The sequence below is a fragment of the Leptolyngbya boryana PCC 6306 genome (genome assembly GCF_000353285.1).
Taxonomy (GTDB): domain Bacteria; phylum Cyanobacteriota; class Cyanobacteriia; order Leptolyngbyales; family Leptolyngbyaceae; genus Leptolyngbya; species Leptolyngbya boryana.
Genome location: NZ_KB731324.1, coordinates 34,805 through 55,902, shown reverse-complemented (window position 1 = coordinate 55,902; position 21,098 = coordinate 34,805). Strand labels below are relative to the sequence as shown.

Sequence of the window (21,098 nt, the reverse complement as noted above, 5' to 3'; positions counted from 1 at the left end):
GAGAACTAGAAAAACATCAAGCTTGAATCAACACCAAATTATACCTGGCAAGATTAAAGTGTGAAAAAACTATGAACAATTATCTTTTTTTGGGGACAATATGGATTCAATCGAGATGAAATATCAGGTTTTATCAGGTTTTATCAGGCATGTCCCATAGAAGAAGCGGGAAAACTGGGGAATGAATCCCTATAGTCACTTCAATGAGCAGCTTCTTCCAAAAAGCTTTGAGTCTGTTTGGCGATCGTGCAGAGTCAGAGATACCACAGTCAAACGCTATGCCGCCCGATATATTTCAGCCAAACCTATCACCGCCAGATTTATCAACGTCAACGTCTCCAGAGCAAGGCTCTCAGCCTGTTGCGACGGTTGTAATTCCCAATCCTGTGAAATATCAGTGGGTCTATAACTTAACTGTTGCTAACTGTCAGGAATTTGAAGCGCTCACCTTTCCCAGTCTCAAAAAGCGGTGGCAGACCTATCAGCAGCGCGGTGATCTTGGTGGCGTTGCCGCGATCGTAAATGGGCAAATGGTCGGATTATTAGTGGTCGAACTGTTAAGCGATCGAGCAGAAATTCTTTCCCTGTTTGTCGTACCAGAACACCGACGGCAAGGAATTGGTTTCCAACTAGTGCGTTATGTCGAACTGGGCTTGAAACGAATCAACTGCCCCCAAATGCAGGTTCGCTATCAAGTCGGTGAATTGACAAACTCCGCACTCGAAACGATTCTGCACCGCCAAGGATGGCAAACTCCAAAAACTGATTTTCTGATTACTAAAACCACGATCGAAGCATTCAAACAAGCGCCCTGGGTGTACCAATATCCCCTGCCACCAAAGTTTACAGTTTTTCCCTGGATCGAGTTGAGCGAGGCAGAACGGGATCAGATTCTCCAGCGTCAGACCTACCCTGCTAACCTCAGTCCCTTGGACCCCGATCCGCGGCTCGAACCGATCAATAGTTTAGGGCTGCGCTATCAAGGTGAAGTGATCGGTTGGACAATTAACCATCGGATTGCACCGGATACGATTCGCTATTCGACGATGTTTGTGGAAGCCAGATTCCAACGCCTGGGACGTGGTTTTTCGTTATTGACCGAAGCGATCAAACGCCAGATTGATAGCGGAATTCCCTATGCGACAGCTGCGGTGTCGAGCGATAACTTGCCCATGTTGCATTGCGCCGATCGCTACTACAAGCCCTTTGCAACATACCTATCCGAATCTCGTTCTAGCTACAAGGTGTTAGGTTAGGGCATTCCTAATTGATGATCGAATGCGACTAATATCGAATCAATCGATCATTGGTCGCATTTCGCTATTCAATTGCAATTCGTTTTCCAACAACGATTATAAGAACAATGACCACAAGAAAAGGGATGCCGCACCGACATCCCTCTCATCCTTCAGAAGCAATCTTGCTAGGCTTTGGGCAAAAACTTAGTTTCTAGCAGCGTGCGATAGGTTTCAACTAATCCATACCAATTAGAAAGTGCATGGTGAATTTGTTGCTGACGTTCTGTATCCGTTACGGTAGATAACTCGTAGTGGAAGTTACCAGAAAACAGCAGTCCAGAGATTTGCTCGTCATTCGGCAATCGCAATTGCGTGGGGTTGATGCTGAGTTGAAAACGGCAGTCCTCTAGCATGTAGGACAAATTGAGCGAGGCTTGCATCGGCTCTCGTCCAAACTGTTGCCATTCACCTGGAGAGAGCAGCGTTTGCGTCAAATATTTTTGAGCAGCATCGGGTTGATCCTTCAGCGTCACAATCCGCTTGGGATTAATGCCAATACCTTGGTAGTCAGCTTGAGGCATGGTTTCCACATACTTTGCTGCCATTTTCGCGATCGCAATTTCTTCCTCAGATTTGGCGCTAATGGATTCGGAGAAGCTGATTTTGCCCAATTCAACTAGAATGCTGATTCCATTTTGAAACACCAGTTGAATAACTCGTTGAGAAACAACAGGATTACGGGCTAGTTGCCAATCTTTGGGGACGATCCCGCTAAAAACAAAAAAATCTGGATTCAGTAGAGCGGGGTTAGCTCCTTTAGCAACGATTACGATCGAAAGTTCTTGAATATCGATTTGGTTCTCTAAATGGGGTTGCGTGGAGTGATCTAAAGATTGCTCTGGGGGTTTCTCTAAGACTGCTGATTTCTCCATCAGACTTATCCTCAAAAAATGATGTTCTTAGCATTCCCTTGCTGTTTTCAAAGATTCAGACTATTCAATCGTTCAACTCTTAAAATTAATGCGCTAAACAAGCAAAATTCTTATCCAGAGAGCAATACAGGAATCTACAGAATAATCAAGATATGAGTTTTTATGAGGTGAATATGACTTTTTATCACCTTTATAATATGACGTTTTTTGAATTCAATATAAGTTGATATATTGCGTTCTTTCCGTGTTTTTACTTTTACAAGACTCAAAGATTTATCCCATCATTGATTCAATGCTAGAAAGATGGGCGTTGTGAAAAATCACAAGGTCTAGCGCTCATCTTCTCCAACAATAGTACTAGCCAATGGCTATAGTTCATTGGTTAGAGAATGCTCACTTCAAGTTTGTGGATGATTATGTCAGGTTACTAGCGCTTTTGGCTGCGTTCGTCCCTTTCTAGATCGTCTTCTCCCAGTTACAAAATCTTGAATCCGCTCATATCCGTATCGCTCTAGCAGTATGGATTCTTGCCTCCATGCTCATATTTTTGCTGTCTTTGTTTCTAAGGAATTGAACGATGAGTTCTGATTTTAACCGCGCGTCTTTTTTTGCTGCTCAGTCTCTCAATCAATTGACGACTTTCCCGATCGAGTTGCAAACAGGAATCACGCATCAGCCGTTGTGGGAAATCACCTCTCGTTCTGCTCCGTCTTCATTTCCTCTGCTCACTGATAGCTTCAAGACGAGATCGAATATTGGACAATCTAGCGCCTACTTGGACTTCAGCATCAATCGTGCCTTTAACCAGACAGCAAGCGATTCTTTTTCGAGTACGCCCTGGTCAGCGAACACGATCGTTTCAGGAAACCGCGATCGTAGCAATGAACTCTTCTTTATTGATAGCAGCGTGGAAGATGCTGCCAGCTTACTCAGCGAAATTTCACCGAGTCAAATCGTCTACTTGAATGCATCGCAAGATGGTGTTGAGCAAATCAGTGAAATCTTGGCACAACGTCAAGGAATTTCTGCGATTCACATCATTGCTCATGGTGATGCGGGTTCACTGCGACTAGGTAATGCTGAGTTAAGTGGAACAACGCTGGATTCCTACCGCACCAAGTTGCAGGCTTGGCAAACCAGTTTGACTGACAACGCCGACATTCTAATCTATGGCTGTGATGTGGCAGCGGGCGAACAGGGGCAAGCCTTCGTCAATCAAATCAGTCAACTTACGGGTGCAGATGTCGCAGCATCAGATGATCTGACCGGAAATGCAGCGCTAGGTGGAGATTGGATCTTAGAATTTGATACGGGCACGATCGACACTACCATCTTTGCCAACATTGACTATCAGCACATTTTGGCAACGGTTTCCCTGACCAGCGGCAAACTGGTTTACGATGCGGATGGCAGTTATTTAATCAGTAATGGGCAGTCAGCAATAACCTTCGACTACCAAAACGACCTCACGTTCTCACTCTCTGGTACTGATCTCGTTATTACAGAAAACAATACAAGTGGAAGTTATTCGGAAACCATTTCAGCCGGAACTGGTATCACGCAAGTCAATAGCTATAGCGTGAGAGTTGCCCTGAGTTCAATCACTTCTGGACTTGAGATCAAAACACGGTCAGGGGCAGACAAAGTTACCTTCTCCTCTGGATTCAGTAGCTTTTCCAATGTAGTAAGCCTCAAGCTTGATATGGGTGATGGTGAGGATACCGTTACTGCTAATACCGAAATTAATACTAAAGGCGGAGCATTTACCATTAATGGTGGGGATGGTAGTGACAAAATCAACTTCAACAGCACTGTCTATACAGCAGGGGGGAGTTTTAGCATTGACGGAGAGGGGGGAGATGATACAGTCACGGTAAGTTCAAGTGTGTACACTCAGGGTGGGAATCTGAGTATTGATTCCAATACAATTACCATCAATGCAGGCAGTACACTTTCAAGTCGCAACACTTCAGCCACAGATCACTCCACTGGGACTTCGATAGGGAATTCTGGAACGATTTCCTTAACGGGCAAACAGATCACGATCGGAACCAATGGCAGTACCTCTAGTGCTAACCTATATTCCCAGGTGGGGACAGGAAGTACTTACACTGCTGGCAACATCACAATTAGCGCCAGCGAAACCGAATTAGCTGCCACTGTTCTTGATGGAACTGAAACCAGCACAGCGACAATTTCGCTTTATAAAGCTAATCTTCAAGGAAAAGATGTGAAGATATCGGCTGAGGCTGACTATGCCGGAGAATTTGATGATACTAGCTCAGTCGGAAACTCCATTATCGGCTTCTTGGATAATTTTTCCTTAGCAGGTGGAGCAGCGATTTCCACAGCAAAAGCGACAATTACCGTAGATGTCAATACGAGTATTATTGCTGCAAGTTTGGATGCGTCCGCGACAGCAACCACTAATGCAATCATTCAACCTCTCTTTTCCTTCATCCTGGGTGCAGCCTATGGCAAAGCAGATTCCACTGCGAAAGTATCGATCGCTGGTACTGTCACAACCACAGGCAATGTCTCCATTTCCACACTGACTGATAACACCGTAGATGTACAAGTTATCACCTCAAAGTGGAGTAGCTCCAACGTTGCAACGAATTCAACCGCCGCTGCTGCTATCAGTGAACTATATAGTGAATCGACCGCAGAAATTACTGATACAGCAAAGATCACGGCAGGCGGGAATGTTAGCGTCACAGCTAATACCATCGATCGTAATAGAACTAATGCAAAATCAAATAATGCCTCGAATGGAACTCTATCTGTTGCAGCAGCAGTTTCCTTTGAAGATGGCAAAACCAATGCCTTGATTGATGGAAATGTCACAGCCGTAGGCAATGTCACCGTTGAAGCGAATCAAAAGAATGAGGATGTTGAAAGTATTTTTTCTGGTGGTAGTAGTATAACAAGTGGTAGTGGTGTACGTGCCTCTGCTGGGATCAGTGATATTAAAGACGATGTGCTCTCTGGCATTAAAAGTAGTGCGACGTCAGCTCTCTGGGACAAACTAAAGTCTGTGGTATCAACCAAATCGTCGAGTGCTAGTAGTAGAACCAGAGGAAAAACGTCGAGTTTTCAAATTGGGGCTGCTGTTGCCTACATTGAGGACAACAACACCGTTTTAGCCCGCATTGGTGGCAGATTTGATGATGATGATACTACCGATACTACTGCAGCAACTGTTACGGCTCAAACTGGCAGCATTATTGTTGATGCCACGGCTGAGTACCGACCCGATGTGACCGCAATCTCAATGCTCGACAATTCTAGCAGTAGTTCCTCAAGTACTTCTTCTTCTAGTACCACTTCTTCTAGTAGCTCCTCTAATGGCAGTTTTGCAGGTTCGGCAGCGGTTGCGCTCGGCGACTACGTGAATAATGTCACTGCCTATATTGGCAATTCAGCCGTTGTCAATGCTTATAAAGGCTTATCTGTGACGGCTAACACCCTAAATAACTACAGTGCTGAATGGGGAGTCAATCTTGTAGAACCCTTCACTGGAACTGGAGCTTGGTATTCCAAAGCTGGTGAGTTTGTCAGTAACTTGACGGGCTACCTGAACAGCAATTTGGGATTGGATGAATACATTTTTGATTCTTGGAGCCAAGCAGCAGCTAAGAGCCAGAGTAAATTGGCAGCAGCGGGTGCTGTGACTGTTTTGTCTTTGGATCAAACAAGTAAAGCTTATATTGACCAAAGCGCTCAGATCAACCAAAACACAAGCTTGCGATCGGATCAACAAACTGTTCTGGTCGAAGCCACAAGCGTCAATGAATCGGTTCACTTTGGCGGCAACATTGCGTTGCCAGGATTAAACTGGAACGATCAAACCAATTCGTTGGGCTTTAGTATTGGTGGTGCTGGAACTAAGGCGAGTAATGCTATTGGCGGCGCTGTCTTGGTGATTGACTATCGCAATGATGTAACAGCAAGAATTGAAGATGGTGTTACCTTATATGCCGATAGTCTGAAGGTTAATGCCGATAGTGAAACGATGAGTATTGATGTCGCTGCGGCAGGTGGCAGTGCCGATACCTTTGGTTTCAGTGGCGTGGGCACCTGGATTTATGTAGACAATACTACGACAGCACAAATTGATGATGGAGTTACCCTGGTTGTGGGTGATAACCTGGTGAGTGGCTCGACCGCTAGCTTGGTTGTGAATGCTGAGGATACCAGTAATGTCATCAATATAATGGGTGGTGTTGCTGTGTCTGAAAGCATTGGTTTTGGTGCCAGCATTGGGTTTAATACCGTCGATCGTAAGACCCGCGCTGTGATTGGCAACTTGAGCGATTCTGGCGAAACGGATGCAACGACTTCAATTACTAGCAGTGGCAATGTCAGCATCAACGCCAAGAATGATGGTTATATTGGTTCCTTCTCGCTAGCCTCCGCGATTTCGACAGGCGGTAGTGTCACGACTAATTCCGATGGCTCAACGACAGGATCGACCACTTTTGGAGTTGGAATTTCTGGCGATGTGGCGTTGAATGAAGTCGCGGATACGACTGAGGCGTATTTGCGTGATGTCAAAGTGACGACGAATAGCTCCTCGACGGTCAGTGTCACGGCAAATAATGATAGTGAAATTCTCGCGATCGGTGGCTCAGTTGCACTGACGATCGGGAATAACAACCAATCCACGGCTTCTGTAGGCTTAGCAGGTTCCTATGGTCAAAATACCGTTAGTCAGACGACTAATGCCTATTTAGAAAACACGACTCTGAGCAATTCTAAATCACTGACGGTGAATGCAACGAATACCAGTGAGGTTTATGCAGTCGTCGCAGGTGGTTCCGGAGCAGCGAATTCAGCTATCAATGTTGGGATTGCTGGCGCAGTTACCATCAATGAAATTGACAATTCTACAAAAGCCTATATCGCCAATTCTACAACCACAATCTCAGGTGCTATCACGGTTAGCGCAACAGATGATTCGACCTTACATGCGGATGCAGGTGGAGCAGCTCTAGCGATCGCAATCAAGCCCTCCTCGAATGCTGCATCGGTTAGTGCTGGTGCAGGCTTGTCCTATAACGATGTCACCAATATGGTCAGTGCCTATGTGGATAAGTCTACACTCACTGCCAGTGGCAATGTAGCGATTACTGCAGCATCGACGGGAACGATCGATAGCTTTGCCTTGGGGGCGGCAGCGGCGGTGAGCACGAATGCTTCGTGGCTAGCGATGAGCTTGTCAGGTGCCGGTGCAGGCGCAAATAACGACATTGAAACCACTATTAGCGCCTACGTGACGAATGGCAGCAGTATTACGACTTCTAACAGCGGCACGATTTCGATTAGCGCGACTGATGACAGCGACATCACGGCGGATAGCGGTGGTTATTCGCTTGCTCTAAGCTACAGTTCTGTAAGTACTTCCGGCTCGGTTGGGGTATCGATCGCAGAAAACGACATCCACAATACGATCGATGCCTACGTTGATAAATCTACGCTTACCTCTGCGGGTGCGGTCAATATCACTGCCCAATCGACCGCTGAAATTGATGCCCTCAGCATTGGAGGTTCTGCTTCCAGTTCTTCTGGATATTTGGGTAGTCTCAGCCTCAGCGGTGCGGGTGCCGGCACAAACAATAATATTGACAATACGATTTCTGCCCAAATCAAGAACAGTGCAACGGTTAAGACCTCCAATAATGCAGCAGTGAATCTCACAGCGACGGATAACAGCACTATCACTTCGGATGCGGGTGGAGTCTCGATCGCTGCGACGCTTGGTGATGGTTCGAGTGCTTCTCTGTCAATTGGGGCTGCCGTTGCAACAAACCAAATTGGACAAGCGCAAGGCCATACGATTCAAGCCTTGGTAGACAATGCGACAATCAGTGCTGATGGCATTGTGACTGTAACTGCAAAATCTACTGCAACAATCGATGGTTTAGCCTTCAGTGGTTCAGCCGCAGCTTCTGGTTCTACGGGTGGCGGAACCATTAGCCTGTCTGGCTCAGGTACAGGGATTGAGAACACGATTAAAGCCAAGATCGCCGCAGGAATTCAAAACGGAGGCAAAGTCACTACCGATGAAACAGCGACATTAACCGCGATCGATGACAGTGAGATTATTGCCGATGCGGGTGCCGCGAGTCTTTCAATCGGGGGTAGCACCGATGCTTCAGGAGCGGCTTCCGTTGGAGTCGCGATCGCGGATAACGAAATCAGTAATACCGTCAAAGCCTACGTGGATAAAGGAACGGTCAGCGCAGGCGATTTCAACCTTACTGCAAACTCTACTGCCACCATTGAAAACTTTGGCTTGGCAGGCGCAATTAGTGTTGCGGTAAGTAGTGGTGCATCGGTAAGCGCAGCAGGCGCAGGGACAGGTGTAACTAATACGCTAGGGAATACCATTCAGTCCTACATTCAAAATAGCAGTACGATTACGACCACGGCAGACTCAAACAATGGTGGCGATCTAAATCTTAATGCGATCGACCAAAGCACGATCAAAAGTATAGCGGTCGGAGGGAGTATTGCAATTTCTGGTAGTAGCGCTAGTTTTAGCATGGCGATCGGTGCCGTTACGGTTGAGAATACGATCGACAATACCGTTCAATCCTTCATCGGTCAGAGCACGACTGATAGCACAACCATCAGTGCTGGAGATGATATTACGCTCAAAGCACAATCCCAACTGACGATGACGGAAAATACGGCTGTCGCAGCTTCTCTCGCAGCAGGTGTTGCCCCAACTAGCGCAAGCTTTAGTGGAGCCGGAGCAAGTGTAACCACGACCACAACTAACGAAGTGGGAGCCTTTATTCGCAATGTCAATACCAGTAGTACCTACAATATTCAAGCGACGGGCGAAATTAGCCTGGCTGCAAGCGATACGTCCAACATTGATCCTACAGTTGGCAGTGGTTCCGCAGTAGCAAGTTGGATCGGTGCATCGGTGGGCGTTTCGACAACCGATACAACGGTAAACAACACAGTGCAGGCCTACATCGACAACGCCAAAGTTGCCTCCAACAACGATAACCTCAACCTGGCTGCAACCTCAAATCCAGATATTGATGCACTCTCAGTCGCAACTTCAGTGGCAGCAAGCCTTTGGGGGGGCGCGGGAACCGGAGCAGAAGCAACTGCAACCGTAAAATCGACGGTCGAAGCTCGGATTGGCTCTGGTAGTTCGGTGAAGGGTAAAACGATCAATGTCACCGCAGACAGTACCGATGATGTGGCAACCGATGCTTATGGAGCGAGTGCAGGTATGGTGGCGATCGGTGCTAGTGTTGCAGATTCCATCACTCAAAGCACAACTAAAGCTCATGTCACTGGAGCAACCCTCTCTGCTACCAATCTCAACATTACTAGTACTGGTGATGGCAAAGTTGATGCCGGGGTTATATCGATCGCAGGTGGCGTATTAGCCTCTGGATCTGGCAATAGTGCCGATGCCACATTTGATTCTACGGTGAAAGCCTATGTAGGCGATTCCACAACGATTTCTCTGACAGGCAATCTTAATATCACCGCCACTGCTCAACCGGATGCTGATGCTAATGCCTTTGGTTTGAGTGTGTCAGGACTTGTGCAAGCAGGGTATTCGGCTGCAACGGCTGAAGTAACACCTCAAGTTGATGCCTATGTTGGAAGTAGCAGTACAATTAGCGCCAGCAATTTGACGGTTCTCGCACAGCAAAGCCTTCCGACCAGTGGAGATGCTGCCCATACTGAGGCAACGGGTGCGGGTGGTGCTTTGTTTGGTTCGGTCAACGCTAGTGAAAGTACCGCAACCAATTCGGGGCAGGTGAGTGCCTATGTGGGCAAAAACAGCAAGCTGACGATTACCAATACGGCTTCGATTAAAGCAGATGCAGACAGCCAACAAACGGCAGAAGCCGATGGCTATAATGGCGGAATTTTGGCGCTAGGTGCTAACATCGCTAATGCAGAGTCAAGCTTGACGACACAAGCATATTTGGATACAGGCGTTAACATTACGGCGAAGGATCTGAAGATTCAAGCAATCGGTAACGATTACAATTATGCCAATGCAGTTGCAGGTGGTGGCGGTGTCGTGTCTGGGCAAGCTGCTTTGAGTTCGACCAATAACGCAAGCATGGCTAAAGTTCGTATCGAAGATGGTGATTCTACGAGCGGTAATGTAGAAATCAATGTCAGTAATGCGATCGAGATCAGCGCTGATCAAACCACGAAGTTCAACAGTAAAGCCAATAGTGTCAACGCTTCGGTTGTTGGGGCAAGCGGTGCCTTTGCAGACAACACGGTGAATACAATATCTAAGGTGACGATCGGGATCGATAGCGACAATACCAATCAAAACCTGGTTATCAATGCTGCTAGCTTCACTGTAAATGCCACTCAAACCATCCTCAAAGCAGAATTGAGTGATGAAACGGCTGAAGCTGGTTCTGGTGGTGTGGTTGATGCCTCTGCGGTTATAAGCAGTACTGTGATCAATAATGCAACGACAATCACGATCGGGGACAGTTCTACTACAAATGCCTATGACACAACGATTTCAACGACAGGTGAGATCAATTTAAGAGCGTCAAACGATGTCTCTGCTTGGGATGAAACGACGTTAGATAGCGGTGGTGTTATTTCCATAGCAGCCGCAGAATCCACTGTAAAGCAACAAACCAACCAAGCGATCGTCACAATCCAGGATGCAAACCTTTACAGCAATGGAGATATTACGCTCTCAGCAAAAGCAAAGGTCACGCTAGATGTAACGGCAAATGCCTCTAGTTACGGTTTGGCAGGGGAACCTTCAGCGGAATCGATCGCGAGTACCAATACTCAGAACCAAATCCAACTGAAAAATGGGGCTTATCTGCGTTCCGAAGGCGATGTCAACCTATTGGCGGGACAGAATGCTAATGGCGATACTAATGTGATTGACGTGAACGCTCGATCGAACGTCTGGAATTACACAGCGGCACCTCTGAGTAGTGCTGGATCTTCAGATGCCACAGTGACCTTGGAAAATACGATTACGATCGATGCTGGTGCCCAAATCCAAACGGTTTACGACACGAATCTTCTGACCACTAAAGGAGAGATAGAAGCCGTTGGACTGCTGAAGAGCCAGGATAGTTATGAGGCACTGATTGGCACGATTACGGGAGCATCAGTTGCAGATATTAAGCGAACAGATAATGACATTACGGCCACAACTGGCGTAACTGTGAATGGCACGATCGAGGTCAGTATCGAAAACCAAGAAACCCTGACCATTGATGAAAGCCTGACCCTGATCTCAACCACAACCGTAGATGGTGTGAGTATTTATCCCATCAATATCACGCAGAAATCTGATGGCGTTGGAACAGTCACCCTCAGCGTTGAAGATCTCTACAGCAACATCAGTACTTATATCTCGCAACTGCAAGAATTGAAATCGACCTATGCAGGCGATACGAGTACGGTTGCTGCATACACCGCGGAAATCGCCTATTGGGAAAATCAACTGGAGGAACTCGGTTCAGTGAGCCAAGTCACCTACATTGAGATTCCAGATATCAAGGTGAAAGTTGGTGATATTCGGGTAACAGGCGATTATCTCAAGGGCAGTGGTGTCTTGAATTCGCCAGGTGATGCCAAAATTACCATTACCAATGGCAGTCCCTATTACCTACGGGTGAATAACCTGAAAATTCCTGAAGTCGAAGGTGGACGAATTCTATTTAACAGTACTTCTGTTACCAGCAACAGTACGATTAATACTCGTAACACCTCTGAAAATACTGCCAACTTCAGTCAAGTTATCACCTCAGATAACAGTGATGATGCCTTGATTCAAGTGGAGAATACCTACGATCCGACCTTTGCAGTACAGGCAAGCGAATTTGCTGCATTAGGTGTGGATACGCCTGAAGCACCTGATCTCGAAGTCATTGGAACTGTAGATAATGCTAAAGGCACAGTGCAATTGATCAACGATGAAGGTAGTGTGATTGTCTATGGTAGCCTCAACGCAGAAACAATCGACATCCAATCTGGCAGCGATTTTGTCCTGACTGATGATGGAACAGTCTTTGAATTTAATCCTTCGAGTAAGGTCAGCACGTTCCAGAATACGATTACGATCTCCAATCATGGTCTGAGCACAGGTGATCAAGTCTTTTATAGCAATGGGACTGGAACCAGTATCGGTGGCTTGTCCGACAATCGGAGCTACTACGCGATCGTGATTGATAGCAACACGATTAAACTCGCCTCGACTGAGGATAATGCCTTCGCCAACAAAACTTATACTTTGTCGAGTGGCGGTAGCCAGTTGACACTAACAGGACATAGCTTAAGCGATGGCGATCAAGTAGTTTACCGCAGTTCCAATGGCTCAATCTCTGCCACCTATTACGTCGATAAGATTGACAACAACACGATTAAGCTAGCCAGTATTTATGCACCTATATTTGGTGGGGGATTTAGCGGCTATGTCACTCTCAGCAGCGGTGGTAGCCTGACGCTCAATTCCTCAAAAGAAATTGATCTCACTAGTACAGGTAGCGGTACTGAGCATAGCCTCAGCCTGACAGACGACTTAGGCTTCCTGCATGTGGGTGGTAATCCTCGTAGCCAACTCTCAAGCACTGCAACTAGTTTTGAAAATGGACCAGAAACCAGTGGCTCTTCATCGGTTGATCCGAGCAGTAGCAGCAGTATCACTGCGAGCAGTAACGTATTTATCAACGCCCGCTATCTGAATATCAATGGTGTGATCCAAAGCGGAACCCCCGATCGTACTCTCACCCTCAGCAACAGTTTCAATGCCACCATCAGCGCCTTCAAATCCAGCTACGACAGTACAATTGCTGCCGGTAAAACTCCATCGACCAAATATCTCACGCTATCAACCGATACAGATGGTACCAGCATTGACGCGAAATATAACGCTGAAGAAAATCGTATCGAACTAGATGATGTTGAGATCGAAGGCGGCTATATGCAATTGGTGGGACACATCATCAGCACCGGAGATGGCAACCTGAGGGTGATGGATGGGTTTGGTCGCATCAATATCACGAACAACACGAACTATGACATTGCCATCAATAGCATTGATGCAGGTGGCAGTGGTATCGAAGGCAAGTTACAAATCATTGATACCGCTAAAACGGGTGCAAATGGTGAAGCTTTAATGACAACCTACACTCGGGTTGGTAGTAACGTCACTGTCACCGATACTTCCACGACTAGCGGCAAGACGACAACCTTATCGAATACCCGTGCTGCCAGCTATAATCCTCTTGCCAATCAGCGTTACACCTGGGTCACAGGACAGTCTAGTATCACGGAAACTCAGAAAACCTATGGTAAATCTAGTTTTTGGGGTTCTGATGACCTTGCAAAAGATCCAGGAACTGCGATCGAAACTACAACGATGTTACTGGATGAAACTCCACTCCTAGAAGGGGCTTATATCGAAACTACTACCAACAGCAATCTGTATGCCTACAATCGTGAAGTGGTGACTACGAGTAGTAATCAACTCGTCGATCAAGATACCTGGACAGAGACCAGCGGCTGGTGGATCTTCAAGAAAAAGACTTACTATCGCCGTGATACCTACCAGCAGGGTAAAAAGACGATCAATACCCACAGCTATGATGCCGATTCACCTATTGCGGTGACCTTTATCGGCTATGACACGGGTTCAGTCAGCATCACCTCAACCCAAGACATCCTGTTGCTAAATTCAATCAGTAATAAAGGTGGTAGCACTACCCTTAAATCTACTTCAGGCTACATTGATAACCTGTCTACTAACGGTGTGATCACTAGTAATAGCCTAACCCTTTCGGGTAGCAAGCTGATGGATCTCAGTACCGATGTGAGTCAATTGCAATTCAATGCAACGGGTAATGTCTCGATTACCGACATTGATGGTAATGTGACGATTTTCGGTGAAAGCTATTCGTCTTCTGGTACCGTCACGCTGTCTACCAATGGCTCTCTCTTAAGTGCCGGTGCGGGCGGCTATGACATCAAGGCTTACACGATCGATCTCACGTCCGAAACTGGCTCGATCGGTTCTTCTACTCAGTCTTTGCGGGTTGACTCTGGCTTCAAAACAACGACAACGATCATGGGTATGGTCACTTCAATAACCGCAACACTACTCAGCACTGCGGATGGAACATCAGGTGTAACCCTGGATGCTGCTGACAATATCTACCTCAAGGAAACGGATGGAGATCTCTATCTGGTTAGTGCCACCGCAGGAGGTAATGTTAATCTGACGGTCTCTAGTGGCGGGTTAGTTGACAATAACTTAGCTGAAACGATCGATCCCTATTCCCAAACCCAACTCGAAAGCCTCTGGTCACAAATTGGATTGACCACCGATCGTAGTTCTAAGTCGATCGCGAGCTTCAAGCAACAGGCAGAGCACCTGTACGAAACCTACTGGAACTACCGCAATGTTAAATCGAGTGTGAATTCAACGGGTCAAACCGTCTATACTGCTGATGCCTACAACGCAAATTTCTCCTACAGCTACAGTGATACTGCCAAGACTCAACTGCGTGCTCAAGGTTACAGCGATAGCGAAATCATAGCAATGGCGGCGGAGAAAACCACGCAATATCAAACCCTCCATACCCTATTTAGTGGTGGTAGTGTGACTCTAACGGGCGACGATGCCTACATGTCTACCGTAATCACTGACCTATTTAAGGACAGCGACTTTACAGGCAAGAACTTGACGAATATCAGTATTTACGATCCGAATCTGATTGCACAGAAATATAACGTCAGCAGCAGTCAACAGAGCAGTCTCAGCCAGGGCAGTAAGTGGAGCCTGGATCAACTGAAAAATACCGTCGCTCCGGGATTGTTTGGCTCTGTTACAGATACGCAATACACGATCGAAGAAGCCAACATTACAGCAGGCGGTGATGTCGCTGTTACGGCTAGCGGTGCGATCGGGCGTACCGAAGGCAGCATTACGATCAACAATTGGTCAAGTATCAAAAACTGGGCAACGGATCTCACCGAAGCCCAACGCCTTGCCCTTAGCTATGCAGAACGGGATGACATCACCTACTACGATGCGGCTGGAAATAAGATTTTAGATCCTAAAAAATCGACTGCTCCGATTTCCAAAGTCGTTATCAGTCAGAAGCAAGATGTAGATATTGATGCAACTGGCGAAATCAACCTCACTGCTGGTGGGAATGTCTTTCTCGGTTCGGAGCAAGATATCAACCTCGACCAAGTTAAAGCAGGCAGTGAAGTGCGGATTAAGGCTGCTCAAGGCATTGTCAACGTCGCTACAACGGGAGCAGTCAACGTCGTTGGAGGGGGTGATCTAGTCCTTGAAGCGGGAAGTTCCAGCGTAGGTAGCAGCACCGCTCCAATTACGATCGACCTGAAGGACAACATCTATTACCACAACGGTAAGCTCTATCTGCTCAGTAGCTCGGCAACGTGGGAAGCTGCCCAAACCTATGCCCAAAGTCTCGGTGGCAACCTCGTAACGATCAATGATGCAACCGAAGAAGCTTGGCTCAGAACGACCTTTGGCACTACCGAAAGCTTCTGGATTGGCTTAACCGACAAAGTGACGGAAGGCACCTTCGCCTGGGCAAATGGTGAAACTACTACTTACCGGAACTGGGCACCAGGCGAACCCAATAATTGGAACGGCAATGAGGATTACGCCTCCATGAACTATGGCAACAATCGCCAGTGGAATGATGCGTCCTCAACTGCAACCATGCGCGGCATCATTGAGTTGAACGTTCAGGAATACAACGGTCATTTCTATTTGCTCAACCCCATCGCTACCTGGGAAATCGCACAAACCGCAGCCCAAGCAGTAGGTGGCAACCTGGTGACAATCAACGATGCGGCTGAAGAGCAATGGTTACGCAACACCTTTAGCAACACTGAAAGCTTCTGGATTGGCTTAACCGACAAAGTGACGGAAGGCACCTTTGCCTGGGCAAGTGGTGAAACCACCCCCTACCGGAACTGGGCACCAGGCGAACCCAATAATTGGAACGGTAATGAAGATTACGTCTCCATGAACTATGGCAGCAATCGCCAATGGAATGATGCATCCTCAACTGCAACCATGCGCGGCATTGTGGAAATTAGTTCTCTCGGTGGTAGCTTAACAGCTCGCGCCAAGGAAAATATCTATGTTGCCAACGCGATCGGTACCCTCAATGTTGATCAAGTCTATGCTGAAAATATCGTCAGCTTGTCTTCTACAGGTGCCATTGTCGATGCCAATCAAAATGCCGAAGCCAATCTCCAAAGTGATTTCCTAACACTGAATGCAATATCAGTGGGAACCCGCACTAATACGTTGGATTTGGAAATGACGAATGATTCAGAAGTCAAACTGAACACAACGCAGGATTCCTATCTGCGAACCATTGATGATCTAAGTGTCGATTTCTCTGGTAGAACAAGCGGTGCTGTGACTATTACAGGCGATAACAGCAACAACACTATCACCCTCTTCAGCAGTTCCGACAGCCTCAATTCCACCTTAAATATCACTGTGGATGCTGGTGGGGGTAATGATACGCTCTTAGTCAAACCTACCCGCTCAGGAGCGAGTTGGAATTTCAGCAATCTCACGATTACCGGTGGAGGTTTAGGTACGATCGCTTACAGCAATAGCGAAACGGTGAAAATTACCCCGATCGCTGGAAATGATAGTGCTAGTACCACCGAAGAGACGAGTACGATCTTTACCGTACTAGGCAATGACATCAACTGGGATGGCTTCAGCCCGATTAGCATCAGTACAGTCAATGGCAGCAGCGCAACTGTAGGCAGCGTTGTCACTTTAAACTCCGGTGCTCAAGTGACCTTCAATGCCAACAATACCTTCACCTACAATCCCAATGGTAAATTTGACGCTGTAGGTGCAGGCAAAACTGCAACCGATAGCTTCACCTACAGCGTGAAAAACGCCATGGGTGGGGTAGATACTGCGACTGTCAGTATCACGATTAATGGGGTCAATGATGTGCCGATAGCAACAAAAGATAACGTCGAAACTGATGAGGCGACCAGTGTCACGATCGCTGCCCTTAGCAATGACTCTGATATTGATACAGGCGATACGTTCACAATCACCCATCTCAATGGCACAGCTATCACATCTGGCACAACTCGCGTTCTAGCTTCCGGTGCGCAAGTGACCTTTAATACCAATGGCACCTTCAGCTACAATCCCAATAGTCGATTTGAGTATTTGGGAATTGGCAAAACGGCGACCGATAACTTCACCTACACGATTAGCGATGGCAAAGGCGGTACGAGCACTGCAACTGTTACCTTGACGATTAATGGGATCAATGACACCCCTGTTGCTAGTGCGAATAGCGCTACCACCACGGAAAATAGTACAGTGACGATCGCTGCTCTAAGCAACGACACCGACATTGATACGGGTGATACCTTGAGTATCACGAAAGTGAATGGTACAACTCTAACGGCTGGCTCTAGTGTCTTGATTGGCTCCAAGGCAAAAGTTACCCTGAATGCTAATGGCAGTCTTACTTACAATCCCAATGGTAAATTTGAGTACCTGGGAACTGGAAAAACTGCAACGGATAGCTTCACCTACACCATTAGTGATGGCAAGGGTGGCACCAGCACTGCAACCGTTACTCTGGTTATTACTGGGGTCAATGATGCGCCAACTGTAAAAGCAGATAGCGCTACTACTAATGAAGATGTGTCTACCGCGATTAGTGTCCTGAGCAATGACTCCGATATTGATACTGGAGACACTCTCAGTATTACTCAAGTAAATGGCTCCGTCATTACAGCAGGTTCAACCATGACCCTGACTTCCGGTGCCAAACTGACCTTGAACGCAAACGGCACCTTTACCTATAACCCGAATGGCAAATTTGTCACATTGGGCATGGGCGAAACCGGAACCGATAGCTTCACCTATACGGTCAGTGATGGCAAAGGGGGAACTAGTACGGCAACCGTCTCGCTGAAGATTAGTGGTGGAACCTTCTATGAGCGCACGGGCAGCAATAATTCATTGAATGGGATTGATGTAGGCTACTCTAGCAATGTAGCGTTTGCTGACATTGATAAGGATGGTGATTTAGATGCCTTTATGGGGTCATCCGATGGAACAATCCGCTACTATCGCAATACCAATGGCAGCTTTGCCCAAGTGACGGGAACTGCTAATCCTTTGAATAGTGTATCGGGTTTTTCGGATACGTCAATTTCCTTTGCTGACATCGATCGAGATGGTGATCTCGATGCCTTTATCGGTGATGGCAAGATGGTTCTGAAATACTACCAAAACACCAATGGCAGTTTCACTCAAATTACTGACACGAGCAATGGCATTGCTGATTTTATAGCTCCAAGCTTTGTCGATATTGATAACGATGGCGACTTGGATGCTTTCACGGGACAAAGTGATGGTACGATTAAGTTCTATCGCAATACCAATGGTAGTTTTGCCAATGTCACTGGAACTGCTAATCCTTTCAATGGTGTAGATGTGGGAGATAGCAGTACGATCGCGTTTGCTGATATTGACCAAGATGGCGATTCCGATGCCTTTATTGGGGAATCCGACGGCACGATCAATTATTACCGCAACACCAATGGCAGCTTTGCTCAAGTCACCGGAACCAGCAATCCCTTCAATGGTGTAGATGTGGGTCAAAACAGCACGGTTTCCTTCGTTGATATTAATGGCGATGGTGATTTAGATGCCTTCATCGGTGAATTTGATGGCAACATCAATTACTTTGAGAACACGAATACGCCACCCGTCGCCGTGAACGATAGTGTCACGATGAACGAAGACACGACAACGACTATTAGCGCATTGAGCAACGACTCTGATGCTAATGCAGCTGACACAATGACTATTACGAGAGTCAATGGAACGACGATCGCTTCTGGCTCAACTGTCACACTGACCTCTGGTGCAAAAGTGACCCTAAACACGGCAGGAACGTTTACATATAACCCGAACGGCAAATTTGAATATCTAGGTGTTGGGAAGTCAGCAACGGATAGCTTTACCTACACCATCAGCGATGGTAAAGGTGGCATCAGTACCGCAACGGCAACACTAACCATTACTGGCGTGAATGATGGACCTATAGCGATGGCTGATAGTGCTACAACTAACGAAGATACGTCTGCCACGTTAACTGTATTGAGCAACGATTCGGATGTTGATACAGGGGATACTCTTAACATTACTCAAGTGAATGGAACAAGCATTACTGCTGGATCGACCATCACCTTGACTTCAGGAGCAAAAGTGACTCTTAATAGCACAGGCACTTTTACCTACAATCCCAATGGCAAATTTGATTATCTCGGCACGGGCAATTCAGCAACAGATAGCTTCACCTACATCATTAGCGATGGTAAAGGTGGTACCAGTACCGCGACGGTTAATTTGACGATCACTGGCGTGAATGATGGACCTATAGCGCTGGCTGATAGTAGTACAACTAACGAAGATACGTCTGCCACGTTAACTGTATTGAGCAACGATTCGGATGTTGATACGGGAGATACTTTGAGTGTCACTCATGTCAATGGAACCAGTATCACCTCTGGATCAACAATTACCTTGATTTCGGGAGCGAAAGTGACCCTTAATAGCACAGGCACCTTTACCTACAATCCCAATGGCAAATTTGATTATCTCGGTACGGGCAAGTCAGCAACAGATAGCTTCACCTACACCATTAGCGATGGTAAAGGTGGCACTAGTACTGCAACAGCAACACTAACCATTACTGGCGTGAATGATGGACCTGTGGCAACAGCTGATAGTACTACAACTGATGAAGACACTGCAATTACAGTGACTGTTCTCAGTAATGACTCCGACGTTGATACGAGCGATACCTTGAGTATCACTCAAGTCAATGGAACCACAATTACAGCTGGCTCTACGATTACGCTCACATCTGGAGCAAAATTGACCTTCAATAGCAACGGCACGTTTACTTACAATCCCAATGGTAAGTTCTCATCTCTTCAGATGGGTGGAACTGGAAGTGATAGCTTTACCTATACAATTAGCGATGGTAAAGGTGGTATCAGCACTGCGGCGGTCTCTCTGTCTATCACTGGATTGACTTTTAGAGAACGGACTGGCACCTCAAATCCCTTCAATGGATTAGATGTTGGTGACAAAGCAACTCCTGCATTTGCAGATATTGACAAAGATGGTGATTTAGATGCCTTCGTGGGTTCATCAGATGGCACCATCCGGTACTATCGCAATACCAGTGGAACCTTTGCTCAAGTCACGGGAACAGCGAATCCCTTCAATGGAATCGACTGGGGCGATAACAGCAGTATTTCCTTTGCAGATATTGATAGGGATGGCGATTTAGATGCCTTCATTGGTGGCTCTAAGGGTATCATTGGATTCTACCGGAACAATAATGGTTCCTTTACCTCTGACACGAATCCGTTCTCTGGATTGACTTTCGCAACGGGTGCTCCTACTTTTGCAGACATTGATGGTGACGGGGATTTAGATGCTTTCATCACCAATGCGAGTAGCTCGACCAGTACAACAGGCTCAATTACATTCTATCGCAATACCAACGGTAGCTTTGCCCAAGTGACGGGAACCGCCAATCCCTTTAATGGAATGAGCGTGGGTGTAAACACTCGCTATGGCTTTGCTGACATCGATAAGGATGGAGATCTCGATATGTTCATTGGAGATGGAAAAGCCAGCATTGCCTACTACCGTAATGCCAATGGTAGCTTTACTGCTCAAAGCGTAACTGCTAATCCATTCAGTAATATCACGGGCATCAGTGAAAATAGTTCAATCACCTTTGCCGATATTGATGGCGATGGTGATTCTGATGCCATTGTAGGTCAGCAGGATGGTACTATCAAGTACTTGGAAAACAAATAGAAT

The 21,098-nt window shown here is 46.7% G+C and carries 3 protein-coding genes; 2 read left to right on the top strand and 1 reads right to left on the bottom strand.

What is annotated here, in order from left to right:
• Positions 1 to 203 precede the first annotated feature (203 nt).
• Complete coding sequence (locus tag LEPBO_RS0100230; protein WP_017285508.1) at positions 204 to 1,256, top strand: GNAT family N-acetyltransferase; 1,053 nt, start codon at positions 204 to 206, stop codon at positions 1,254 to 1,256.
• Positions 1,257 to 1,423: 167 nt separating this feature from the next.
• On the opposite strand, the gene LEPBO_RS35650 is transcribed toward LEPBO_RS0100230, so the two are convergent.
• Positions 1,424 to 2,170: a hypothetical protein gene (locus tag LEPBO_RS35650; protein ID WP_017285507.1), complete on the bottom strand. Its 747-nt coding sequence runs from the start codon at positions 2,168 to 2,170 to the stop codon at positions 1,424 to 1,426.
• Positions 2,171 to 2,747: 577 nt separating this feature from the next.
• Here LEPBO_RS35650 and LEPBO_RS42110 point away from each other — a divergent pair.
• On the top strand, positions 2,748 to 21,095 hold the full coding sequence (locus tag LEPBO_RS42110) for an Ig-like domain-containing protein (protein ID WP_017285506.1): 18,348 nt from the start codon (positions 2,748 to 2,750) through the stop codon (positions 21,093 to 21,095).
• The last annotated feature ends 3 nt before the right edge of the window (positions 21,096 to 21,098 follow it).

What these genes read in the sequence shown, in the direction of transcription:
- LEPBO_RS0100230 (WP_017285508.1), top strand. Translation starts at nt 204, where the DNA reads ATGAGCAGCTTCTTCCAAAAAGCTTTGAGTCTGTTTGGCGATCGTGCA.
- LEPBO_RS42110 (WP_017285506.1), top strand. Translation starts at nt 2,748, where the DNA reads ATGAGTTCTGATTTTAACCGCGCGTCTTTTTTTGCTGCTCAGTCTCTC.
- LEPBO_RS35650 (WP_017285507.1), bottom strand. Translation starts at nt 2,170, where the DNA reads ATGGAGAAATCAGCAGTCTTAGAGAAACCCCCAGAGCAATCTTTAGAT.